The following is a 23,626-nucleotide window of genomic DNA, read 5'->3' on the forward strand; positions in this document are numbered from 1 at the left end:
TTTTAAGAATTAAATGTTTGAAGTATGCATTACTTCTTCATCATCGTTTGAAAGAACTTCATGGAAGACACGTTCAGTTAATTCTTGTTTTTGTTCTGGTGTGAGGTATTTAGTATTGACACAGTAACCAGAGATACGAACGATAACATCTTCACCACGCATGATTTTATCGTAAACATCTTTAAGGTCCATTACGTTCAAGTTAACGTGTTGACCTGCATATTCAGTACCATTAATCAAAGCACCTGGTGTGAAGTATCCATCAAGAATTTGAACCAAGTTATCCACTTGTTCATCACGAGTTTTACCAAGTGCACGAGGTGAAACTTGAGTAGTCAATGAAATACCATCATTTGCATCTTTGAATTCCAATTTAGCCAGTGAGCGAAGGTTTTGCAACCAACCACCCTTAGCTTTATTAGATGGGTTAGCACCTGGTGAGAAGAATTCAAGTTTAGATTTGTTTACTGTACCATCTTCATTAAGGAATACTCCTTTATGCACTGGAGAATTACCAGTTTGTTTAGAGTAAGCAACGTTAGATGTAATTGTCAAAAGTGAAACAGTAGCTTCAGCATTTTTGTAAAGTTTGTGTGAAGCTAATTTTTCATGGTACATTTTCATGACAAGTTTAGCAATATCATCAGCACGATCATCATCTTCACCATAACGAGGGAAATCACCTTCTACTTCGTAATCGTAGATATAGCCATTTTCATCACGCAATGTTTTAACTTTAGCATATTTAATTGCTGAAAGTGAATCAACTGTATTTGCGAATCCACAGATACCAAATCCCATGTTAGCACGAACTTTAGTAGGCAAGAAGGCCATTTGAACTGCTTCATAGTTATATTTATCAGTCATGTAATGAATGATATTCATTGCATCAACATAAGTATCAGTCAACCAGTCGAGAGATTTGTCAAAGTTTTCCATAACTGTATCATAGTCAAGAATTTCGTCACGAACAGGTTCGATGTCGAATACTTTATAATCTTTATGAACGTCATCATAACCACCGTTCAAACCAGTCAACATTGCTTTCAAGACGTTTACACGCGCACCAAAGTATTGGAGGTTATGACGTCCTTCTTCATTTTCTGGATCAAGTGGTGAGACACAACAAGAGATACATGACATTTCGCCATATCCATCTTTAGCCATTGTTTCAACACCTTCATATTGAATAGAAGAATGCTTGTGGCTCATAGACATTGAATAACGTTTGAATGAGTAAGGAAGTTTAGAATCCCAAAGGACTGTCAAGTTTGGTTCTGGAGCATTTCCGATTGTATCAAGTGTGTTCAAGAAACGGTAGTCCATTTTAGTGACACGGTGACGTCCGTCATTACCCATACCAGCCATAGATGTTGTGATGAATGTTGGGTCGCCAGAATAAAGTTCATCATAAGCAGCTGCACGAGCAAATTTCATTGTACGGAGTTTCAAAACGAAATCATCAACAAATTCTTGAATTTCTTGTTCAGTAAATGTTCCACGAGCAAGGTCACGTTCTGCAAAGATATCAAGCACGATTGGAACACGTCCAAGTGAAGTTGCAGCTCCATTAATGACACGACATACTGCCATATAAGCGATGTTAACCCATTGGATTGCTTCTTTTACGTTCATAGCTGGACGTGAAACATCAAGACCATATAAAGCACCAAAGTTTATAACTTCTTGCAAAGCTTGGTATTGCATATTAATTTCTTCTTTAAGACGAATGTTTTCTTCGTTAATTTCAGTGATTGCATCCCATTCTTTTGCTTTTTCCTTCATAAGGTAATCAGCACCGTAAAGGGCAAGACGTGCATAGACACCAATGATACGTCCACGAGAGTAGGCATCTGGCAAACCTGTTACAGTATGAGCATGACGTGCTTTACGAATTGCTGAAGTATAAGCACGGAAGATTCCATCATTTACAGAAGTCATTGTTTGTGACAAAACATCATGCAAGCCTGGGTCAACTGAGAGACCGTGTTCTGTCAAAATCTTTTCAGCAACACGAAGTCCACCTTTTGGCATGAAGTTTAAGCGGAAAAGTTCGCTATTTTGCATCCCATAGATGAGTTCAAGTTCTTTATCATTAGCATCGATATATCCGGCAGGGATTTTATCAATAGAGGTTACGCGGTCAGTATCGAAGGGAAAACCAACTTCTTCATAGTGAGCTTTTGTATCTTCAATAATTTTCTTTACTTTAAGTGTACGTTCTGTTGGCCCAGCAAGAAAGCTTTCATCACCATCATATGGTTTGTAGTTTTCTTGTACAAAGCGAGTAACGCTTGCTTTATCACGCCAGTTGGTTCCTTTAAAACCATCCCAAGCTTGTTCAAAGATATTTTCCGTAACTTCGGTTTTCATTTTGAAATCTCCTTTGTTCTTTCTGTTTCAAATTACAACTTCATTATATCATACAGTTTGAGAATAGCAAACAGAATTCAAGAGAAATTACAGATTCTTTACTAATACAGTTCCAATTATTTTAATATCTGTTATACTTTTTTAAAACGTTTTCATAAATAATTCACAAAATAGTTTTAACAAACATTGCTAACTTCATAATCTACAATCACTAATTAATTTTTTCACAAAGAGCAAAAAAATGGAGATTTTTCTCCATTTTATAACATATCTTTTTTATGTAACCACCAAGTGACCCAAACACATAATAAAATTCCTAGAACTAAAATAAGCCAAACCATCCAATTAAAATTTTGACCAGGAATTGGAACATTCATTCCGTAAAAACCAACAATTACTGCTGGAATCCCTAGAACGAAAGTAGCTGATGTCATGATTTTCATGACAATGTTCAAGTTATTAGAGACAATGTTTGAGAACAAATCTCGGAGATTTTCTAGTAACTTGAGCTGAATCTTGGTTTCTGTATAAGCTTGGTCTGTTTCGACAAAAATATCATAAATCTTTTCAGCAAAACCGTCTTCATCATCTTCTCTCAAGTAATCAATAAAATCCTGAAGTACTTGCATATTATTGTGCAAGGCATCTTCAAAATAAATTAAACTTGCTTGAATGGCAATCAAATCAACAATTTGGTCGTTCTTTGTTGAATTTTTGATTCCCTGTTCAAGTCTGCGACGTCTTGTTCGGAAATCTCTCAAATAATCATGGAAAGTGTGTGTCATTTGATACATCACTTGAAAAATAACTTGATGTTTGTAGCGTTTATAATCATATTCACGCTCGAAAATTAAGCCATTATCAATCTCATGATTAAGTGCTAAAATAACCGATTCATTTTTAGTCCAAACCAAAGAATATGGAAAAGTCGCAACTTCTCCATAATTAGAAAGTGCAGGATATTGTAAGAGAATCAGATTATTATCATTATCATCTGTTTCAAAACGGGCATTTTCATAATCATCCAAAATTCCTGATAAATAGTCAAAAGGGAAGTCATAGTATTCAGAAATATTCCCAATTTCTTCACGTGTTGGATTGAGAACATAGGTGAAATTCTTCATTTCAGAGGTTGAAATTAATTTTTTTTCGTTGGATAGTTCATAATTTTTAATCATTTTCCTATCTATCCCTTCTTTTCCTGATAAAAGAGGATTGGAATCCTCTTAGTGTCCCTTTAATTGTAGCAGATTTTAGACTTTTTTTCCGAGTATTTTATTCTCTACGACTTAAGAAAACATTTACATTAACTATTGGTCTAAAGAATACTTTGTGATATAATAAACTTATTAACTTGAGGAGATTTTTTTTGAAATTCAAACACGAACCCCTAAATTTGTATCTAAACTTTAAAAAATCAGCTGAACAGTTTCCTGATAGCCCAATTATCTTTGATGAGGCTGTTGGAGCTTTCCCTGAACTAGCTCTTGAAACGACTTACCAAAAGACTCATCAAGCAATTGTTGATAAGGCAAGTCTCTTATCTGAGTTGGGAATCAAAAAATCGGATAAAGTCATTATTTTTAAATCAAGTGCTTTTGATACCTATCTTTTAGCTGTTGCTGTTTCTTATCTAGGCGCTGTTCCAGCAATGATTTCTTATCATCTTCCTGCCGAAACAATGGATATTTTAGCTGGACGTTTAGGCAATCCTTGGCTCATTTATGACCAAGTTACTGACAAAACTGTAAATGAAATGAAGAATCTTGAAGATTCTAAAAAACTTTCTGTCAGTAAATTTGCTTTGGAAAAACCTACTCAAATTGCTGACAGTCAGCAATTGGCCAGTGATGAGATTGCTTATCTCACTCATACTTCTGGAACAACTGGTGTACCAAAATTAATCGCTCACTCTGCTAATTCAATGGGTTGGCGTTGGGTGCTTCAAAGAACTGTAATGGATTGGATGCCTGATAAGGAAGAAATTTTAGCTTTCCATATTTCTCCTGTTCATTCTCGTTTCAATATAGGGGTTTCATCAGCAATGACCTTTGGGTTTGGCCTTATGCCCCTCAATGATTTATCAAAAGATAATCTTGTCAATCTTTTTGCTAAACATCAGCCTTATGCTTTTGAAACACATCCAAACGATTTTGTTCGTCTAGCGAATCTTGCAAAGCAAGAACCTGAGATTTTTGCTTCAATTCGTTACCTTCACTCAACTTTTGATGCAATTAATAAAGAAACAATGCACACTTTTCTTTCTGCCTCTAAACAAAAAGAGCCAGTTTTCCTACAAATTTATGGACAGTCTGAATGTGGCCCAATGATTTGGAAAAAGCACCGTTTATCAACTTTAGCAGACACTAATGCCCGTGAAATGGGGATTGGTATGCCTGGATTATCTAAAGCACGTATTGCCGATGAAGATGGAAATGAATGTCCTGCAGGTACGCCTGGAAGAATCCACTTCCTCTCAAAAGGAAGAGCTTTGACTTACTATAAAGAAGAAGAACGTTTTAATAAAGAAGTCTATGGTGACTGGTGGGATACTGGCGATTGGGGTCTCATGAATGAAGACGGAATTCTCTTTTTACATGACAGACAAGTTGATTTAATTGATAAAATTGAATCTAATTTGGCAATTGAAGATCTTCTGTTAGACCAACACGACTTCTTAGATGAAGTTGTGATTATTCGTGATAAATCTGGTAAACCACAACCTATTTTGGCTCTAGCTGAAAATGCGGAAATGGATTGGTCAGCTTGGTGGGCTTCAATTGTTGATTTGCCATTTTTAAATGAACCTATTCTTATGGCATACGATGAAATTCCTCGTACAGCAACAATGAAAGTTCAACGATTAGCTCTTGAAAGAGAATTGGCTAAATAAGTGTTCCTAATTTTACTGACAGAACTGTCAGCCACTTATACATCAGCAAATTTATTATCAAAACTACTGACAAAACTGTCAGTAGTTTTTTTGCTTAAAAAAATTAATTAATTGATGTTAATCAATTAATTTGTTAGAATTTAATAAATGACACAGTGTCATAAATTGAATGAATTGGAGAAAAAATGCCTAAATCAACCTATTTCAGTCTATCTGACGAAAAACGCAATCGCGTATATGATGCCTGTTTAAATGAATTTCAGACTCATTCTTTTCACGAGGCAAAAATTATGCACATCGTAAAAGCTCTTGATATTCCGAGAGGGAGTTTTTATCAGTATTTTGAAGATTTAAAAGATGCCTATTTCTATGTCCTCTCGCAAGAAACCCTTGAAATCCATGATTTATTTTTTAATTTATTAAAAGATTATTCCATTGAAGAGGCTCTAGATAAATACAAATATCTCCTTCTTGAAAATTTAATTGATTCTCCCCAATACCAACTTTATAAATATCGCTTTTTAGATTGGACTTATGAACTTGAAAGAGATTGGAAACCTAAAAGTTCAGCAACCGTCCCAGCTAGTGAAAATAATAATCCAGTTTCACAAGTATTAAAATCAGTTGTTCATAATCTCGTTTATAGATTATTCAGTGAAAATTGGACTGAGAAAACTTTTATTGAAAATTATGATAAAGAAATCAAATTAGTCACCGAAGGTTTACTTAATTATATTACTGACAGAAAAAACTGAAAGGAGATTTTATGTTTTTAGCACTAAGAGAAATACGTTATAATAAACCTCGTTACACCTTAATCGGAGCTATTATTTTTTTAATCGCTTATGTAGTCTTTATACTGTCCGGACTATCTGTAGGACTTGCCAGTCAATTTAAACAAGCCGTCCTTGATTGGAAGGCCGAAAAAGTCGTTTTATCAACAAGTTCAAATAATATTATTTCTGCTTCACAAATTACTTCTGATGATTTAAGTAATATTCATATAGAAAATGGTTCAGAATTATCATTGTTTTCTACTTCTATGCGCAAATCAAAGAGCGAGCGAGACAATATTGCTATTATTGCCCTGCCTGATAAGTCTAAAATCATGCCAGAAGTTCTTGAGGGAAAAAAATTTACTGACAATCATTTAGAAATGATTATCTCAAAAAAGCTGGCAAATCAAGGATATAAAATCGGTCAAGAAGTTTCCGTGGGAAATAATAATATTAAAATAAAAATTGTCGGAATTTCAAAATCCTCTTCTTATTCTGCCTCGCCTGTTATCTATACTTCGTTTTCCGCTTTGAATCAGATAAAGTTTGGTGAAAAAAGCACTTCAACTTCTTCTGTTAATGCTGTCGTTGTAAAATCTGGAAAAGTTAAGATTGATTCTTCTATTTCAAATCAATATAAAGTCCTGTCTATTTCTGATTTAATTAACGATATTCCAGGTTATTCTGCTCAAAATATGACACTCAGCGCAATGATTTACTTCTTATTTCTGATTGTACTGTTGATTATTGGAGTCTTTATGTATGTTATAACTCTTCAAAAAGTTCCGATTTTTGGCATAATGAAAGCTCAAGGAATTTCAAATCGCATAATAATGAACTCTTTACTTGGTCAAAGCTTTATCATTAGTTTAGTTGGCGTCTTCGTTGCTTTTATAGCAAGTTATGGAACTAGCTTTATCTTACCCGATGCAATGCCATTTGAAATTAGTCTTACAAACTGGTTGCTCTATGCTTTAATTCTCATCATCGTATCAATTATTGGGTCACTTTTTTCAATCATTACTATCCGTAAAATTGACCCAACGAAAGCAATTGGAGGTTAAAAATGAAAACAATTCTTAAAATGGAAAATGTAAAAAAATCTTTTGGTAGTGGTCATAATGAGATTCAGGCACTCAAAGGAATCGATTTAGCAGTCAATCAAGGAGAATTTGTTTCAATTATTGGTCCCTCCGGTTCAGGCAAAAGTACATTTCTCACAATTGCAGGTGGTTTACAAAGTCCAACTTCTGGGAACATTTCAATCAATGGCTTAGATTTTACACCATTGTCAGAAAAAAAACGTTCTAAACTTAGATTTAAAGAAATAGGTTTCATCCTCCAAAGTTCTAATTTGATTCCTTATTTGACTATTGAAGAACAATTTCTCCTTATTGATAAAATCAATCACGAAAAACTAACTTCTAAAAAAGGGATTGAACTTCTTAAATCACTTGATATTTTAGACTTAAAAGATAAACATCCTAGTGATCTTTCTGGTGGTGAAAGACAAAGGGCAGCTATTGCTCGTGCTCTCTTTAATGAACCAAATTTAATTTTGGCCGATGAACCAACAGCAAGTTTAGACACTGAGCATGCTTATCAGGTTGTTGAATTATTAAGACAAGAAGCTCATTTGAAGAATAAAGCAACAATCATGGTCACTCATGACCAAAGAATGATTAAAAATAGTGACAGTATTTATAAGATTGAAGATGGACTCTTATCAAAAATCTAAATAAAATAAAAACTACTAGCTTACTAGTAGTTTTTTCATAGAATATTTTTTATAAAAAATAATCCTTCTCTAAATAAAGAGAAGGATTAAATCTAAATCATTCGTTGGTAAACCTTATTTTTTAAGGTTGTAGAATGCTTTAAGACCTTTGTATTGAGCCACTTCAGCCAATTGGTCTTCGATACGAAGCAATTGGTTGTATTTAGCCATACGGTCTGTACGTGAAAGTGAACCAGTTTTGATTTGACCAGCGTTAGTTGCAACAGCGATATCTGAGATTGTTGAATCTTCAGTTTCACCAGAACGGTGAGAAACGATTGCTGTGAAACCAGCTTCTTTAGCCATTTCAATAGCTTCGAAAGTTTCTGTCAAAGTACCGATTTGGTTAACTTTGATCAAGATAGCGTTTGAAGCATTTTCACGGATACCACGTTCAAGGTATTTAGTGTTTGTAACGAAGAAATCGTCACCAACGAGTTGAACTTTTTTACCAAGACGTTCAGTAAGGATTTTCCATCCATCCCAGTCGTTTTCGTCCATACCATCTTCAATAGTGATGATTGGGTATTTAGAAACGAGCTCTTCAAGGTAGTCAACTTGTTCAGAAGCTGAAAGTTTTTTACCGCCTTCACCTTCGAATTTAGTGTAGTCGTAAACACCGTTTTCGTAGAATTCTGATGATGCACAGTCGAAACCGATCATAACGCCATCTTCACCAGCTTTGTAACCAGCTGCTTCGATTGCTTTAAGGATAGTTTCTACACCGTCTTCAGTTCCGTCGAATTTAGGAGCGAATCCACCTTCGTCACCGACAGCTGTTTCAAGTCCACGAGCTTTAAGAATTTTCTTAAGAGCGTGGAAGATTTCAGCACCCCAACGAAGCGCTTCTTTGAATGTAGGTGCACCAACTGGTACGATCATGAATTCTTGGAAAGCGATTGGAGCGTCTGAGTGAGAACCACCATTGATGATGTTCATCATTGGAGTTGGCAATACTTTAGCGTTGAATCCGCCAAGGTAGTTGTAAAGTGGAACACCAAGTTCATCAGCAGCAGCACGAGCAGCAGCGATAGAAACACCAAGGATAGCGTTAGCTCCCAATTTACCTTTGTTTTCAGTACCGTCAAGAGCGATCATTGCACGGTCAATAGCTTGTTGGTCAGTAACTTCATAACCGATGATAGCTTCAGCGATGATGTTGTTTACGTTGTCAACAGCTTTTTGAGTACCAAGTCCGTTGTAGCGAGATTTGTCGCCATCACGAAGTTCAACCGCTTCATGTTCACCAGTAGAAGCACCTGAAGGTACCATACCGCGACCGAATGCACCGTCTTCAGTGTAAACTTCAACTTCAAGTGTTGGGTTACCGCGTGAGTCAAGGACTTCGCGAGCATAAATATCAGTAATAATTGACATTTTAGTCTCCTTATTATTTTTAAGTGCGTCTGCACTCTTAATACATCTTTGATTTTACTATTTTTTGAAAGATTTTTCAAGTGAAAATCTTCGCAAAGCTAAACTTCAAAAGGTTTTGCGCTTACATTTTGATTTTTTATCTGAACATTCATAAAAAATGATAGAAAAATCTATCCTTATTTTTTTATTCTGTTTCAATTAAACCATAACGACCATCTGTACGACGGTAAACGACGTGGGTTCCGTTACTATCAGCATCTGTAAAGACGTAGAAATCATGTCCCAACATATCCATCTGAAGCACTGCTTCTTCGGCATCCATTGGTTTTAAAGCAACATGCTTAGTACGTACAATATCTACGTGATCCTCAGCAACTTCATCGGCTTTTTCTAATGGTGCAAACTCATCGCCAAAAGCTTGTCCTGTTGGGACAGCATTGCGTGGTTTACGGTTCATACGTGTCTTATATTTACGAATTTGACGTTCGAGTTTTTCTTCTACAAAATCAATTGAAGAATACATATCTTGTGAAGTATCTTCTGCACGTAAAGTGACATTTTTAGCTGGAAGAGTTACTTCAACTTTAGCTCGTTTTTCGCTGTAAACTTTAAGATTAACATAGGCTGTTACTTCATGACCATCGTTGAAATATTTATCAAGTTTTCCGATTTTATCTTCAACATAAGCGCGGATTGCATCAGTCACTTCGACGTTTTCGCCACGGATATTAAATTTGATCATAAGAGTACCTCTTCAACAGTTCTTTTTGTTTCAATGAAGCCCTTAAACTTTTGGAATTTTCAGGACTTCTGAATCTTTTCGAACTGTCCTTTCCTTTATTTCTAATTTAATTATAACATGAAACAGCTTTCATCTCAAACAATTTGAGCGATTTTAATTTTTTTATTAGATGCCCCAATTGAAACATGATTACCTGCTTTGATTTCACCAGAGAGCAATTGTTCACTTAAAAGGTCTTCAACTTCTTTTTGAAGAGCCTTGCGGAGCGGACGTGCACCATATTCTGGGTCAAAACCTACCTCAGCAATTAATTTCACCGCTGACGGTGTGAGTTTAACATGAATATTTTGTTCTGCCAGACGTTTAATCAAAGATTTACTCATAATTTTAACAATTTGTTCAATCTCTTGACTTTCCAATGAGTGGAAAACAATATTTTCATCAATTCGATTAAGAAACTCAGGACGATAATGACGTTTAAGCTCTTCTAATATTCTTGATTTCATGGCTGAATAATCAGCTGTGATATTTTTAGCGCCAAAACCAACTGTCTTATCATCACGAAGAGCAGTCGCTCCCAAGTTTGAAGTCATGATAATAATTGTATTTCTGAAATCAACTTTACGACCTTTAGTATCAGTCACAAAGCCATCATCTAGAATTTGCAACATGATGTTGAAAACGTCAGGATGAGCTTTTTCGACTTCATCTAAAAGAACAACAGAATAAGGTTTATTACGAACGCGTTCTGTCAATTGACCACCCTCATCATAACCTACATACCCTGGAGGAGCTCCAATCAAGCGTGAAGTCGAATGTTTTTCCATGAATTCACTCATGTCAACACGAATCATATTATCTTCACTACCAAACACACTGTCAGCCAGTGCTTTAGCAAGTTCGGTTTTACCGACCCCTGTTGGTCCAAGGAACATGAAAGAACCCATTGGACGACGGCTGTCAGCAACACCGGAACGTGCCCGACGAATGGCTCTTGAAACGGCAGAAATAGCTTCTTCTTGTCCAACAACTCGTTTGTGTAATTCTTTTTCAAGATTGATTAAACGATCACTTTCAGACTTAGTCATTTGTGTGATTGGAACACTTGTCAGTGTTGAGGCAACAGCAACAACAGCTTGGTCAGTAACTTCTTGACGTTTATCTTCTTTTACTGAGAATTTATAAATCTTGTCAGCAATTTTTTCAACTGCTTTTTCTTTTGTACGAGACGCTTTGATATCAAGTTTAATGACAGCTTCTGATAATTCTTCTTGAGCTTCCGCTAATTCTTTTTCTAAATCAAGACGTTTTGTTTGTTGATTTTTGACAGAAATTTTCACTGCTGCTGCAGCTTCATCAAGTAAATCAATGGCTTTGTCAGGCAATTTTCGGCTAGTCATATAACGGACACTGAGCATTACAGCACTTTTAATGGCTTGGTCAGTAAATTCCACTTGATGATAGTCTTCAAATTTTTCACGTAAGCCTTGCAAGATAGCAATCGCTTCATCTGGACTTGGCTCGTCAACATTTATTCTCGCCAAACGGCGTTCTAAAGCTTCATCTTTTTCAATATATTTTTGATATTCATGATAGGTTGTTGCTCCGACCATTTGAAAATCACCACGAGCAAGCGCTGGTTTCAAAATATTTGCGGCATCATTGACAGAATCCATACCGCCACCAGCACCGATGATTGTGTGTAATTCATCAATGAAAATAATGACATCTGGATCACTGCTAACTTCTTCAACAATAGCTGTCAAACGATCCTCAAATTCACCTCTAAATTTTGTCCCAGCAACAACAGTCGCCATATTCAAGGCCATAATTCGACTATTCATCAAACCAATTGGAACTTGACCATTGACAATTCTTTGAGCCAAACCTTCAATAATTGCTGATTTCCCAACACCGGGCTCTCCAACTAAGACAGGATTATTTTTTGTTCTGCGGCTGAGAATATGAATCAAACGGTCAATTTCAGCTTCTCGTCCAATCATTGGGTCAAGTTTACCCAAGCGAGCTTCTTCGGTTAAATCTGAGGATACAGAGTCTAACGTTGGCGTCGTTGAATTTTCTGCAACTCCCTTTGCCATCTTACGTTTTGACATTGGAGTCACAGCTTTTTTACTTTCTGGAACTTTGAGTCCAGTTCTTTTCTCAAGCTCTTTTCGCAAAGATACAATATTGATTTTTTGTAATTTCAGAAGTTGAAGACCAAATCCATCTTCTACTTGAAGTAGGGCATAAAGCAAGTGTTCTGTTCCAACGGCTTCTGAGTTATTATGAATTGCTAAAAAACTTGCCGCAGTCATCACTTCTTCTGCACGAGGTGAAAAACGTAAAGTTGAACGTTTGACCTTAACATGACTTGATAAATCCTCTAAATCAATCAGTAAGTCAGAAGAATCAACATTCATTCCTGCAAGAAGGCTGTAAGCAATTGAGCCTGAGGTCGTTGCCATTGCAGCTAGTAAATGAGCACTTTCAATGGTGCCATATTGATATTGGTGAGCATACTCTTCCGCTTTTTCTAAAATTCGGTCAAGCGTTGGTGTATATTTTATATTTTCAAATTTCATCGTCACGGTCCAATCTGTTTATTATACTTTTCATCATTATACCACGAGTAAAGGGACTAATGGCTCCGTCAGTAATGACTAACAAAAGTAGATTTCCCTCACGTTCTGTCAGTACTTTCTCATCAAAGAGAAGTTGAACGATATCATGGGCAGCTTTACTTGAGAGATTAGCTGGAACTTTCTGGTAAAGAGCCGTTAAGAATTCATGACGAGCAGAATATTGATACTTCACAATTTTGATGTATCCACCGCCACCACGTTTTGATTCCACATCAAAGCCTTTTGAGGCCGTAAATCGTGTTTTTATCACATAATTAATCTGACTCGGCACGACATCAAATTGATTGGCTAAGTCCGCTCGTTTAATTTCAATGACTTGTGCTTCTTCTAAAAGCTTTCTCAGATAAGCTTCGATAATATCTGATGTATTTTTTTGACCTGCCATCGCTCCATCCTTTCTTTCATCCATTTTCTAAATAATCTTTGACTATTACTGACTATTATACCTGAAAAATATTATTTTTACCAAAAATAGCAATTTTAACTTACTGACAGACTTAAGCGTTGAAAAATAAAAAAACCGTTACTGACGGCTTTTTTACTTATTATATTCTAAAATAATTAGTCAACTTTTACAATTTTAACTGTCATTTCGCCAACTGGAAGTGGTACATTTACGATGTCTCCAACTTTTTTTCCAATCAAAACTCGAGCAATTGGTGATTCATTAGAAATTTTTCCTGAAAATGGATCAGCTTCAGCAGTACCAACAATTTGATAAGATTCTTCGTCAGTTTCGCCAACTTCAACAAAAGTTACGTTTTTACCAAGTGCTACTTCGTCTTTAGCAATTTTTGCGTTATCAACAATTTCAGCATAACGAATCATTGTTTCAACAGTTGAGATACGTCCTTCGATAAAGGCTTGTTCATCTTTAGCTGCTTCGTACTCTGAGTTTTCTGAAAGGTCACCATAGCTACGAGCAACTTTGATACGGTCAATGACTTCTGGACGTTTCACAAGTTTTAAATTTTCAAGTTCTAATTTTAATTTATCAAGCCCTTCTTGGGTCATTGGGAATGTTTTTTCCATTATATTTCTTTCCTTTTTTGTAAACTTTTTTCTTTTTTAATCAAATCTAAATTAATGATAGCTTAGCTACTTATCTTATCATTCACATATTTTTGAACATTTGCATTTTGTTCAGCTAATGTTTTCGCAAAATAAACTTTTCCTGTTGTCACATCAGCAACAAAATAGAAGTAGTCATTTTGAGCAGGATCAAGTACTGCTTTAATAGATGACAAACTTGGACTATCAACAGGGCCAGGGCCAAATCCAGTATTTGTGTACAAATTATATGGCGAATCTAGGTTGGTGTCAATATTAGCATCCTCTGAAAGACTTGTTTTTTCACCAAGTTTACCTTCGGCATAAAGAATTGACAGATTAGAACCCAAAGTCATTCCAGCATTCATACGATTATAGAAGGTTCCAGCAACGTTGCGTCGGTCATCATCATTGTTGGCTTCTTTTTCAACCAAAGCTGCTAAACTCAAAACTTCATTGACAGTCAAATTCTTTTGAGCGATTGTATCATAGTAAGGAGTGAGTTGAGTATTGGCTGCTTGAATCATATTTTCAATGACTGATTCAACTGTCGATGATTTTGTGTAATCATAAGTCGCTGGGAACAAGTAACCTTCTAACTGATATTTGATTCCTGAATCTTTTGTTGGCAAGCTTGCGAACAGTTTAGGATAAGCCTTAACCATTTTAGCGATAAAGGTTGGGTCTTGAACGGTTTTCATGAAGTCTGCTTCAGAAAATGGCGTTTTTGCATTCTTTTCATTGCTTCCACTATTAACTGTCACAGCTTTAGCAATTTGTGTTAGCGTATAGCCTTCAGGAACTAAAATTTTACCTAAAGTTGGAGCAACAGGTTTTTCTGTTCCGCCTTCTTCAAGTTTACTAGCAATTGTAGATAAGCTCATGTTTGGTGCAAGATTATAGTAGCCGCTTTTAAACTCTGAATAATTTTTAAATTTTGTATAATACTGAAAAACCATTCCATTTTTAATAATGGATTGTCTTTGCAAAATTTCACCAATTTGCTTACTACTTGAACCAGCAGGAATATTGATTGACTTAGCTGTTGCATTCTTAGAATCCAAAGGTTGAATGCCAGATTTTACAAAGTTATAGCCATACCAACCAGTTCCTCCAACAACTAAAACTAAAAGAACAACAATCACAGCAATGATTTTTCCTGCTGTTACTTTTTTCTTTTTCTTATTTTTGTTCTTATTCTTATTTTTCTTGCTAGAAGAAGTTTTTTTAGAAGAACTGTTGGTTCTTCTTGAAGGTTGATGTTTAACCATTTTTTCTGATTCTTTTTTTTCTGAAAATTGTTCTTGTTCAACCTTTTCATCTTGAACTTTTGATTCACTTCTTGAAAATTGAGGAGGAATATCTTGGTTTTGAATTTCCTCAGAAACCACTCCATCTAAATTTTGACGCAATGAATCGCCTTCTTCTGAAAGGTTTTCATTTTCTACAAAAGGTTCTTCTTCGTTTTCATCCGCTGCTGGAAAATCAAAGACGGGAAGTTTGAAAGGCTCAAGATCAACTTTCCTTGGTTCGATTTTTCGCTCAGGTTCTTCTGAGTCACTCCTGCTGGGACGTTCGAAATCTTCAGGGTCTGGGAACTTAGTTTCTGCTTGTTTCGCTGCATTTTCTTCAAGTTGGCGAAGTATTTTTTCTTTAAAACTTCCTCGAGAAAATTCAGTTGTTTCTTTGTCCACCAAATTTTTTCTCCTTATGATTAGCTTTCGCTCAATAATAAAATTTTACTTTTCCTAATTGTAACCGTTCTTTTAATTTTTTACAAATAAAAAGAGAATATTCATAAAAGTGAGGCTGATGCCTCACTTTTTATGTGTTTTAGTCTTCATCAGTATCGTCTGAATCATCTTCATCGTCTTCTACATCGATGTCAACTTCTTCATCTACATTATCAAGTTCAACTTCCGCAAGTTCTGCGTCATAAGCAGCGACGTCATCTTTATCTTCGTCTTCTGCTTGAGTATCGTATGACATGTCTTCTTCAGTTGTTTCTTTTGCGCCTTCTTCATCTTCTGGATCGATTTCGTCTTCGATACCAAAAGCATTGACTTTTTTACGTTTTTTAGCTGGTTTTTCTTCTTCTTCGTCTTCAATTTCATCAAGAGCGATAACTTCTTCGTCAATCTCATCAATGGCGTACCATGAACGAAGTGCCCAGATATTATTTCCTAATGGAATGAAACTTCCGTCTGTATTGATTTCTGTATAAAAACGAGAAATACTAGCTTTAATTTCATCATCTGATTTTTCCAAATAATCTTGAATCGCTCTGATGATTTCAGAGAATTGCATTTCTTTGCCATTTTGCTCCAATAAAGCATGAGCAACTTCAATCATTGAAAGTTCTGAGATTTTTTGTCCTTCTAAGGCTGTAATTTTCAAGTTTTTACTCTCTCTTTTCCTAATATAAAATATAGGCTCATTTCCTAAAAAACGAACGCTATGTGGATTTTCTTTTTATAGTGTATATCAAAATTAGCTTGCTGTCAATATTTTACGCCAAAAAACCTCTGTTTACTTGCTTTTAGCTTAACTATACTCTCTTGTTTTTATCAAAAGAATACTAATAACATTTATTGGCTACCGACAGTAAAGAAATTAATAGTGCATTAGAACTTTATAATCGTAATCTCCGATTTTTTCGCGACCTTTAAGTTCATCAAGTTCGATAAGGAACGCACATCCGACAACAATTCCACCCATTTTTTCAACAAGTTCAATTGTAGCAGCAATTGTTCCACCAGTTGCAAGCAAATCATCAACAATCAAGACACGTTGTCCTGGTTTGATGCTATCTGAATGCATTGTGAGTGTGTCTGTTCCGTATTCTTTTTCGTAAGTTGCTTCAATGACTTCACGAGGTAATTTACCAGGCTTACGAACTGGGGCAAATCCTACACCAAGTGCAAAAGCAACTGGACATCCAATGATGAAACCACGTGCTTCTGGACCTACAACCATATCTATTTCTTTATCTCTTGCATACTGAACAATTTCGGTAGCAGCATAGTTATAGGCATTTCCGTCTGCCATCAAAGGGCTGATGTCGCGAAAAACTACGCCTTCTTTAGGATAGTTTTCAATTGTTGCAATATAGTCTTTTAATTCCATGTTTTTGTTACTGACAGAATTGTCAGTGCTCCTTTTTTCTAACATAAGTTCGTTATTTTTACTGACAGCTTTATTATTATGAGTATAGCTGATTTCGTCAGTAACTTTTTATAAAAACGAAATTATTTTTCTAATAAATTTTGATAAATTTCTTTGACGGGTGCTAAAGCAAAAAGTTCTTGCATTTTTACAATTTTTTCTAGTTCTTGATAAATTGTACTCTCAGAAATTTCGCGTTTATCGGCCGTCTTATTAACGGTCATTAAGCCATTGTCAATGCTGACAAATTCAAGTTCCTCAAAGATTTTTATCATCTTGACAAGCAAGAGATGAGGGATTTTCAAATAATCCGCAAGTGATTTTAATTTATAGCGAATATCAAATTCTGGAAATTGATAAATTGCTTTATAAAGTCTTGCAAATTCTTCTCGTGTTCCACTTCCTGTTAAATAATAGCTATCAGTGATTTTATTTTTAAAATAAATCATTTTAAAATCATCCGACGCTGCTTTACTGACAGCTTCTTTTAATACTGACAAACCTGCTAAATCTCCAGGTGTCTCTTCGATGACAAGCACATCTTCCATTATACCATGTTTTAGCTGATTTTGAGAAAAAATATTAGCCTCTTTTGGGATAGGAAGTTGTTTACTTCTTATATCAAGAAGTTCGACACCAACTGAATCAGCATCTTCAATCATTAATTGAAGACTCGTATTTCCATTCCAACTATTACTTGAAAGTGTTGCGACTAATTTTGTTTGTGCCTGTTCGAATTCCAATTCTTCTGAACCATGTTGGAAATAAACGGCATCAATTTGTTGCTTTTCTTCCTGAATTTTTAATTTAAGATGAGCATTGTCTTTCCCCATACTTCGGCTTTGAATCACCTTATAATCTTCGATTAAAAATCGAGGCTTAGGATTATCCATGCCAAAGGGAGCCAATTTTGCTAAATTAGTGATTGTTGAGAGCGAAATATCGTCTAAGTGGCAACGGTCAGCAATTTCTAAGGGACTTTTTTTAGACATATCTAAATGATTGTCCACGATATAATCAATCATCGCCTTTTTAACTGCTTCTACGTTTTCCAGACTTAAAGTCATCCCTGCGGCTTGTTTATGACCACCAAAAGCAATAAAAAGTTCACGATGGGCATTTAATGCCTTGAAAATATCAAAATTTTCGATTGACCGAGCAGACCCACGCAAAATCCCATCTTCTTGGGCCAGCATGATTACTGGCTTATGTATGGCTTCTAGCAAGCGACCCGCAACAATTCCTAAGACACCTTTATGCCAGTCCTTATGATATAAAATCTGAACAGGTTCATCTGTCAGCATACTCAGAGCTTCATTGTGAATTTTTTCCACAATTTCTTTTCGCTCTGAATTTTTTTGGTCAATCATTTTGGCAATTTCATGCGCTTCATCTTCATCCCAACCTGTCAGCAATTCAATGGCTGGGTTTGGGTCATCGAGACGTCCCAAAGCGTTTAAACGGGGAGCAATTTGAAAACCAACCGTTTCCTCAGTGATTTTATCAAAATCAACCCCAGCATACTTCATTAATTCTTGTAGGCCGGCACGCTCTGTTTGGGCCAAAACTTTTAGACCATGAGCCACTAAAATTCGGTTTTCATCAGTCAAACTGACCATGTCAGCAATTGTACCAATTGCAACTAAATCAAGCATTTCACTGGGTGCATATTCTAAAAGAGCACAGGCAACTTTGAAGGCGACACCAACTCCTGCCAAATATTTGAAAGGATATTGACTGTCAGGATGTTCGGGGTGGACAATGGCATAAGCAGGGGGAAGTTGGTCAGGAATTGAGTGATGGTCGGTAACAATTACATCCACTCCATTTTCCTGTGCCCAGGTAATTGCCTCCAAGCCAGCAACCCCATTATCTACAGTAATAATAAGATTGATATTTTCATTCTTAATATAGTACTGATAAACGTCAAGATTTGGCCCGTAACCGTCAGTAAAACGATTGGGTAAATAAACTTGAGCCTCAGCTCCTAATTCATCCAGAGCGGACTTCATGACTGATGCTGCAGTCATTCCGTCAGCATCATAGTCACCATAAATTAAGATATTTTCACCTTGCTCAATTGCTGATAAAATACGCCCTGTTGCTTTTTCCATATCATGAAGTAGAAAAGGGTCATGTAAATTTTCTAAACTTGGCTTTAAAAATTGCTCAATTTCAGCTTCTGCATGAACTCCTCTTTGATAAAGCACGCGACTTGTCAATTCATCTAATTTATGTTTTTTCGCTATCTTTAGAAAATCTTCGGAAATGGCTGTATCAGCCACTTTCCAATCATATTTTGCTTTTATCATTTTAATTCTCTTTATCTTTTCTATGCTCAATTCAATTATTTTAGCATAAATTACTCGAAAAAAATGGCTAAGTTTAGAGATTATTTTTCTTTTATTTAATAAAATCCTAAACTTTTCTATAATTTACTGACAGAAATAGCATTAAGCTTCTATCAGTAAAAAATTCTATTTGAAATTAAAAAATTTGGCAGAGATAAAATCAAAAAGCGAAGGAAAAATAGCTCGCAATTTGGCCGCTGTGGATAAAGTCCAAGGTAAATTGATTTCTCTTTTCCTTTTTCCCAAGTTATTCACAACTTTGTCAGCAACTTTAGATGCTGAAATTGCATTTTTCCCCACCTTTTCCAGATAATCTCCATTATCTTTGTGAAATTTGGTTTTTACAGGTCCAGTATTCACAGTTGTCACAATTAATTGTGGATTTTCCATACGCAAAGCATCTGAAAATGTAATCAAAGCCGCCTTAGAGGCAGCATAAATTGATGATTTACCTGTTGGTAACTTTCCAGCAATTGAAGCAATATTAATCAATTGAACTTTCGGTTCTAATAATCTGGTCAACTGGATTGGCATTAACGTATTAATGACAAACTGTTCTGTAATTTCCCCATCAGTAAGTTCAGTGAATTCTTTAAAAATACCAAAACCAGCATTATTAATCAAAATATCCACAACAAAAGATTGTTCATTAGTCAAAAGTTCATCATTGGTCAGTAATGTAACATTTTCAAGCTGACCATAGCGTTCAATCAGAGCCTTACGGCTACGTGAAACCAAAATTAAATGGTCATTTTCTTTAGATAAAGATTTGACAATTTCTTTAGCAATATCACCAGTTGCACCTGTAATTACAATATTTCTAACCAATTTTTTCCTCGTAAAAATCCTTAACCACAAAAGTGTTGGAATGAACAGTTTGTGCCTCACGCACCAATTGTCCAACCAAAGGTCCAACATAGCGTGCACTAATATGAGTCAATAACAATCGATTAACTCCGGCTTCTTTGGCGACGTCTGCTGCTTGTTTCGTCGTTGAATGACCATGTGCTTTTGCCATTTTACTTTCATTTGCTTCATAAGTTGCCTCATGAACCAATAAGTCTGCTCCATAAGCTAAGCGTACTGCAACATTCGATTTTCTTGTATCACCTAAAATCGTGACTATTTTACCAGCTTTATCCGCTCCGATATAATCTTTAGGATCGAAAGTTTTTCCTTCGTACTGAACAATCTCACCTTTTTTTATTTTACCAAAAAGGGGTCCGAAAGGAAGCCCAGCTTCTTTTAAAGCATTGGCATCGAGTTCACCTATTAGATTTTTTTCTACGACGCGATAACCCAAGCAGAAAATAGTATGGTCAAGCAAATCTGTATGGACTTCAAAACTATCATCTTCAAAGATTTTTCCAGCCGAATCAATTTCATGAAAATTGATACGATAAGCTAAGCGTGAACCCGAGATTCTAAGAGCGGTCAAAACAAAATCTTTAATTCCCACAGGGCCATAAAGCTCCAAATCAGTTTGTTCATCTGAACTTTGAAAACTCCTACTAGACAAAAAACCAGGCAAGCCAAAAATATGATCCCCATGTAAATGTGTAATAAAAATCTTAGTAATTTTTCGTGGCTTAATTGTCGTATTTAAAATTTGATGTTGCGTTGCTTCACCACAGTCAAAAAGCCAAATTTCATTGCGCTCATCAAGCATTTTCAAGGCAATTGCCTGAGTGTTTCTTGATTTAGAAGGCTGACCAGCCCCAGTCCCTAAAAATTGGATTTCCATTGAACCTCCATCAGTTTCAACTCACCTTAAGGCAAATTAAAACTTTATTTTCTCAAAAATGAGAATTATTTTCCAAAACAAGAAAAGATTGTGAAACTTCCCCACAATCTTTTCTTCAATAAATTAGTGACCCGTGCTGGGCTCGAACCAGCGACCCTTTGATTAAAAGTCAAATGCTCTACCAACTGAGCTAACGAGTCATGCTTAAAGCGTCATTTTCACGACGAAATATATTATAACACAGACTTTCTGAAATTTCTAGTCTCAGCTGTAATTTTTTTATTTTTTTTAAATTTATTATTTATTTATCTCTGATAATGGCCACACACATGTCCAATTAATCATTTTTTTCATCATCAAAGGGCAGTAAAAAATGTGACCAATCCAAAAATTATACCTGGAAAGTTTGCCGTTGCCAAAGCTAAATCTCTAGGCTTTTTGCCAATTCCATAAGTGACCCAAAGTGTACAATTAATTGCAGCAACAAGGGGCTGAATAGGATTTCCTTTGATTCCACTAAGATTGTTAGCAATTTGCGGAAGATATGACACATACATCATTACCGACATCCCAGTCGCTACCCAACTTAAATACTTAATAAATTTCTCTTGATTCATAAAAGCCCTCCTGTAAAATGATAATATCAAAAAACTCTCGGTTTCATTCTAACTATTTTTTAAATTTAAAACCTAGTCATTTTACCTTCGAGTCAATATCTTATTATAACATATTTAGGATTCTATCAAACGCAGTCATTGGCACATGTTTAGCACAAAAACAATAAAAGCCGCTCAACCGAGCGGTTTATTTACTTAATTAAATGCGTCCGGAGGGAATCGAACCCCCATCTCAAGAACCGGAATCTTACGTGATATCCATTACACTACGGACGCGCTACAATCACTTTATTCTACCTAATTTCAAAAAAAATTGCAAGAAGAAGCTTGCTATAATAAAAAAAGCTATCCATCGATAGCTTTCCATTTTTACTTTATTTACCTGCTTTAATGGCTGATAAAATCTGAGTCCTTAAACTTTCTGCTCCTTCAGCTCCGCTTGGAAGGAAAATGGTTGAATTTCCACCTGCAGCAAATTGATTCAAGGTATCTAAATATTGGTTAGTTAACAAAATCGCCATAATTTGTTCTTCATCAAGCGCCACACCAAGCTTTTTGATTTCGGTAATTTGTTGAGCCAAACCGTCAACAATAGCCTTACGTTGTTCAGCAATCCCTACCCCATGCAGACGGTCTTTTTCAGCTTCTGCTTCAGCGGCAGTTACAACTTGAATTTTATTAGCATTTGCCAACATTTGGCTGGCATCTTGTTTACGTTGTGCCGCATTGATTTCATTCATAGATTGCTTAACTTCAGCATCAGGTTCTACTTTAGTAATCAATGTTTTTACGATAATATAACCGTAAGTTTGCATTTCTTCAGCAACTGTTTTTTGAACTTCAAGAGCGATTTCATCTTTTTTCTCAAAAACATCATCCAAAGTCAATTTTGGTACTGCTGAACGAAGGGCATCTTCAATATAAGCCTTAATTTGTTCACCTGGATTCATTAACTTATAGTATGCATCTTTGATGGATTGTTCGTTTACTCGATATTGCGTTGCAATATTCATCGTAACAAAAACATTATCCGCAGTTTTAGTTTCAACTGTCATCTCTGTTTGTAATAAGCGCAATTGAACTCGAGCAGCAATCCGATCAATTCCCCAAGGAAGTTTCAAATGAAAACCAGGGTTTGCAGTAAATTGATACTTCCCAAAACGTTCAACAATTGCAACAGTTTGTTGTTTAACAACAAATACAATTGTACTCAAACTAAAGATTAAAATGAGCAGGATAATTGCTAAAACAACGAGTGGAATAAAAATCATAAAAGTTCCTCCTTATATTTGACCAAAAGTTACTGACAAACTTTTCTGTCAGTAATTATGAAAAATTCAGTCTTATTAATTACTGACAGCATCGCCAGTAACCGTTTTCACATAGTCTATCACTTATCAAAGATAAATGCAATTTTTTTGATAGTTTATTAACTAACGATTAAAAACCTTTTGTAATATAGATAAAGTGTTTACGTCCGTCACGCCCAAAGCATAAAGGACTTAAGAAGCCAATTTCTTCGGCTTGTTCTAATAAATCTTCAATATTATAGCCGGCTAAGCGAATATATTCCCCATTTTCTGCTTGTTCTGTTAGTGCTGTTAGGTCTTTCACTTTCTCAAATTCACTTTGAAATTGAGCAGGTTTCATTGTCAATTTTCCGTCTTCTTCCACTAATAGATAATGCGGGAAAATCTGTGCAATTTCAAACATCAATTCGGCTGTCACTTTTACCGGAAATTCACTGAAAATAATTGCTTCTTCTGCGTCATTTTTATATGAAAAACCAAATGATTTTCCAGAAAGATTGAGTCGAATAAATCTGAAATTTTCATAACCATTTTTTCCTTCAAGTTGAAAATCTGGATTTTCTTCAAAAATATCAAAAGCTTTAGAAAGTTCAAAGAAATAATCTGTTGCATCTTTCGGTGAGCGTTTTTGATAAAGTTCAGCAAAATAAGCATTTAAAACTGATGCTGGTGGAGTCACCAAAAGTCTTTTATCTTTTACATTGGTCAAGGCAGCTAATCTATTTTCTAAAAAGATATGGTCTTGAGCCATGAAGCCACCATATTTCATTCCCAAATCAATCCATTTTTTATCAGTCATTTTTTCT

The 23,626-nt window shown here is 35.5% G+C and carries 20 protein-coding genes and 2 tRNA genes; 4 read left to right on the plus strand and 18 right to left on the minus strand.

Annotated elements, in window-relative coordinates:
* Positions 1-9: 9 nt before the first annotated feature.
* Positions 10-2,373, minus strand: coding sequence for a formate C-acetyltransferase (gene pflB, locus PYW37_RS09390; RefSeq protein ID WP_023188927.1), 2,364 nt, complete (start codon positions 2,371-2,373; stop codon positions 10-12).
* Between the two features lie 260 nt (positions 2,374-2,633).
* On the minus strand, positions 2,634-3,551 hold the full coding sequence (locus tag PYW37_RS09395) for a magnesium transporter CorA family protein (RefSeq protein WP_003129577.1): 918 nt from the start codon (positions 3,549-3,551) through the stop codon (positions 2,634-2,636).
* 191 nt (positions 3,552-3,742) lie between these two features.
* Here PYW37_RS09395 and PYW37_RS09400 point away from each other — a divergent pair, with 191 nt between their 5' ends.
* From PYW37_RS09400 to PYW37_RS09415, 4 genes are all read left to right on the plus strand, one after another.
* Positions 3,743-5,266, plus strand: coding sequence for a class I adenylate-forming enzyme family protein (locus tag PYW37_RS09400; RefSeq protein ID WP_023188928.1), 1,524 nt, complete (start codon positions 3,743-3,745; stop codon positions 5,264-5,266).
* A 185-nt stretch (positions 5,267-5,451) separates the two neighbouring features.
* Positions 5,452-6,021 carry a TetR/AcrR family transcriptional regulator gene (locus tag PYW37_RS09405; RefSeq protein ID WP_023188929.1) on the plus strand — a complete coding sequence of 190 codons (570 nt, stop codon included), beginning with the start codon at positions 5,452-5,454 and terminating at the stop codon, positions 6,019-6,021.
* Positions 6,022-6,032: 11 nt separating this feature from the next.
* Positions 6,033-7,106, plus strand: a complete 1,074-nt coding sequence (locus tag PYW37_RS09410; RefSeq protein WP_025016856.1) for an ABC transporter permease — start codon at positions 6,033-6,035, stop codon at positions 7,104-7,106.
* A gap of 2 nt (positions 7,107-7,108) precedes the next feature.
* Entirely contained in the window at positions 7,109-7,780 is a 672-nt protein-coding gene (locus PYW37_RS09415) for an ABC transporter ATP-binding protein (RefSeq protein WP_010905491.1), read from the plus strand.
* A gap of 114 nt (positions 7,781-7,894) precedes the next feature.
* Here the strand turns inward: PYW37_RS09415 and eno are convergent, their stop codons facing one another.
* From eno to PYW37_RS09495, 16 genes are all read right to left on the minus strand, one after another.
* Positions 7,895-9,196, minus strand: coding sequence for a surface-displayed alpha-enolase (eno, locus tag PYW37_RS09420; RefSeq protein ID WP_010905473.1), 1,302 nt, complete (start codon positions 9,194-9,196; stop codon positions 7,895-7,897).
* A 184-nt stretch (positions 9,197-9,380) separates the two neighbouring features.
* On the minus strand, positions 9,381-9,938 hold the full coding sequence (hpf, locus tag PYW37_RS09425; protein WP_003129564.1) for a ribosome hibernation-promoting factor, HPF/YfiA family: 558 nt from the start codon (positions 9,936-9,938) through the stop codon (positions 9,381-9,383).
* Between the two features lie 134 nt (positions 9,939-10,072).
* Positions 10,073-12,523 carry an ATP-dependent Clp protease ATP-binding subunit gene (locus tag PYW37_RS09430; RefSeq protein ID WP_044009625.1) on the minus strand — a complete coding sequence of 817 codons (2,451 nt, stop codon included), beginning with the start codon at positions 12,521-12,523 and terminating at the stop codon, positions 10,073-10,075.
* Positions 12,513-12,968 carry a CtsR family transcriptional regulator gene (locus PYW37_RS09435; RefSeq protein ID WP_010905471.1) on the minus strand — a complete coding sequence of 152 codons (456 nt, stop codon included), beginning with the start codon at positions 12,966-12,968 and terminating at the stop codon, positions 12,513-12,515. The genes PYW37_RS09430 and PYW37_RS09435 overlap by 11 nt, the downstream gene beginning before the upstream one ends.
* A 176-nt stretch (positions 12,969-13,144) precedes the next feature.
* Entirely contained in the window at positions 13,145-13,618 is a 474-nt protein-coding gene (greA, locus tag PYW37_RS09440; RefSeq protein ID WP_025016857.1) for a transcription elongation factor GreA, read from the minus strand.
* Between the two features lie 59 nt (positions 13,619-13,677).
* The gene (gene mltG / locus PYW37_RS09445; protein WP_025016858.1) at positions 13,678-15,330 is read right to left on the minus strand and encodes an endolytic transglycosylase MltG; all 1,653 of its coding nucleotides are present in this window, start codon (positions 15,328-15,330) and stop codon (positions 13,678-13,680) included.
* A gap of 136 nt (positions 15,331-15,466) precedes the next feature.
* Positions 15,467-16,030 carry a DNA-directed RNA polymerase subunit delta gene (rpoE, locus tag PYW37_RS09450; protein ID WP_012897344.1) on the minus strand — a complete coding sequence of 188 codons (564 nt, stop codon included), beginning with the start codon at positions 16,028-16,030 and terminating at the stop codon, positions 15,467-15,469.
* Positions 16,031-16,246: 216 nt separating this feature from the next.
* A complete protein-coding gene (locus tag PYW37_RS09455) occupies positions 16,247-16,759 on the minus strand; it encodes an adenine phosphoribosyltransferase (RefSeq protein WP_012897343.1) in 513 nt (170 codons plus the stop codon).
* A gap of 122 nt (positions 16,760-16,881) precedes the next feature.
* Positions 16,882-19,110, minus strand: a complete 2,229-nt coding sequence (gene recJ, locus PYW37_RS09460; protein ID WP_023189603.1) for a single-stranded-DNA-specific exonuclease RecJ — start codon at positions 19,108-19,110, stop codon at positions 16,882-16,884.
* Between the two features lie 165 nt (positions 19,111-19,275).
* Positions 19,276-19,977 carry an SDR family NAD(P)-dependent oxidoreductase gene (locus tag PYW37_RS09465; RefSeq protein ID WP_015425952.1) on the minus strand — a complete coding sequence of 234 codons (702 nt, stop codon included), beginning with the start codon at positions 19,975-19,977 and terminating at the stop codon, positions 19,276-19,278.
* The gene (gene rnz, locus PYW37_RS09470; protein ID WP_025016859.1) at positions 19,970-20,893 is read right to left on the minus strand and encodes a ribonuclease Z; all 924 of its coding nucleotides are present in this window, start codon (positions 20,891-20,893) and stop codon (positions 19,970-19,972) included. The genes PYW37_RS09465 and rnz overlap by 8 nt, the downstream gene beginning before the upstream one ends.
* Positions 20,894-21,020: 127 nt before the next feature.
* Positions 21,021-21,093: transfer RNA gene (locus tag PYW37_RS09475), tRNA-Lys, on the minus strand.
* A gap of 156 nt (positions 21,094-21,249) precedes the next feature.
* Complete coding sequence (locus PYW37_RS09480; protein ID WP_023189601.1) at positions 21,250-21,510, minus strand: SemiSWEET family transporter; 261 nt, start codon at positions 21,508-21,510, stop codon at positions 21,250-21,252.
* Positions 21,511-21,714: 204 nt separating this feature from the next.
* Positions 21,715-21,786: transfer RNA gene (locus PYW37_RS09485), tRNA-Arg, on the minus strand.
* 98 nt (positions 21,787-21,884) lie between these two features.
* Positions 21,885-22,781 (minus strand): SPFH domain-containing protein, encoded by an 897-nt coding sequence (locus tag PYW37_RS09490; protein ID WP_003129543.1) that lies wholly within the window; start codon positions 22,779-22,781, stop codon positions 21,885-21,887.
* Between the two features lie 169 nt (positions 22,782-22,950).
* Complete coding sequence (locus PYW37_RS09495; RefSeq protein WP_023189600.1) at positions 22,951-23,619, minus strand: hypothetical protein; 669 nt, start codon at positions 23,617-23,619, stop codon at positions 22,951-22,953.
* Positions 23,620-23,626: the final 7 nt, after the last annotated feature.

Source organism: Lactococcus lactis (assembly GCF_029023865.1).
Lineage (GTDB): Bacteria > Bacillota > Bacilli > Lactobacillales > Streptococcaceae > Lactococcus > Lactococcus lactis.

Excerpts from the sequence above, each read along its gene's own strand:
- pflB (WP_023188927.1), bottom strand. The coding sequence starts at position 2,373 with ATGAAAACCGAAGTTACGGAAAATATCTTTGAACAAGCTTGGGATGGT.
- PYW37_RS09395 (WP_003129577.1), bottom strand. The coding sequence starts at position 3,551 with ATGATTAAAAATTATGAACTATCCAACGAAAAAAAATTAATTTCAACC.
- PYW37_RS09405 (WP_023188929.1), top strand. The coding sequence starts at position 5,452 with ATGCCTAAATCAACCTATTTCAGTCTATCTGACGAAAAACGCAATCGC.
- PYW37_RS09410 (WP_025016856.1), top strand. The coding sequence starts at position 6,033 with ATGTTTTTAGCACTAAGAGAAATACGTTATAATAAACCTCGTTACACC.
- PYW37_RS09415 (WP_010905491.1), top strand. The coding sequence starts at position 7,109 with ATGAAAACAATTCTTAAAATGGAAAATGTAAAAAAATCTTTTGGTAGT.
- eno (WP_010905473.1), bottom strand. The coding sequence starts at position 9,196 with ATGTCAATTATTACTGATATTTATGCTCGCGAAGTCCTTGACTCACGC.
- hpf (WP_003129564.1), bottom strand. The coding sequence starts at position 9,938 with ATGATCAAATTTAATATCCGTGGCGAAAACGTCGAAGTGACTGATGCA.
- PYW37_RS09430 (WP_044009625.1), bottom strand. The coding sequence starts at position 12,523 with ATGAAATTTGAAAATATAAAATATACACCAACGCTTGACCGAATTTTA.
- PYW37_RS09435 (WP_010905471.1), bottom strand. The coding sequence starts at position 12,968 with ATGGCAGGTCAAAAAAATACATCAGATATTATCGAAGCTTATCTGAGA.
- PYW37_RS09455 (WP_012897343.1), bottom strand. The coding sequence starts at position 16,759 with ATGGAATTAAAAGACTATATTGCAACAATTGAAAACTATCCTAAAGAA.
- recJ (WP_023189603.1), bottom strand. The coding sequence starts at position 19,110 with ATGATAAAAGCAAAATATGATTGGAAAGTGGCTGATACAGCCATTTCC.
- rnz (WP_025016859.1), bottom strand. The coding sequence starts at position 20,893 with ATGGAAATCCAATTTTTAGGGACTGGGGCTGGTCAGCCTTCTAAATCA.
- PYW37_RS09480 (WP_023189601.1), bottom strand. The coding sequence starts at position 21,510 with ATGAATCAAGAGAAATTTATTAAGTATTTAAGTTGGGTAGCGACTGGG.
- PYW37_RS09490 (WP_003129543.1), bottom strand. The coding sequence starts at position 22,781 with ATGATTTTTATTCCACTCGTTGTTTTAGCAATTATCCTGCTCATTTTA.
- PYW37_RS09495 (WP_023189600.1), bottom strand. The coding sequence starts at position 23,619 with ATGACTGATAAAAAATGGATTGATTTGGGAATGAAATATGGTGGCTTC.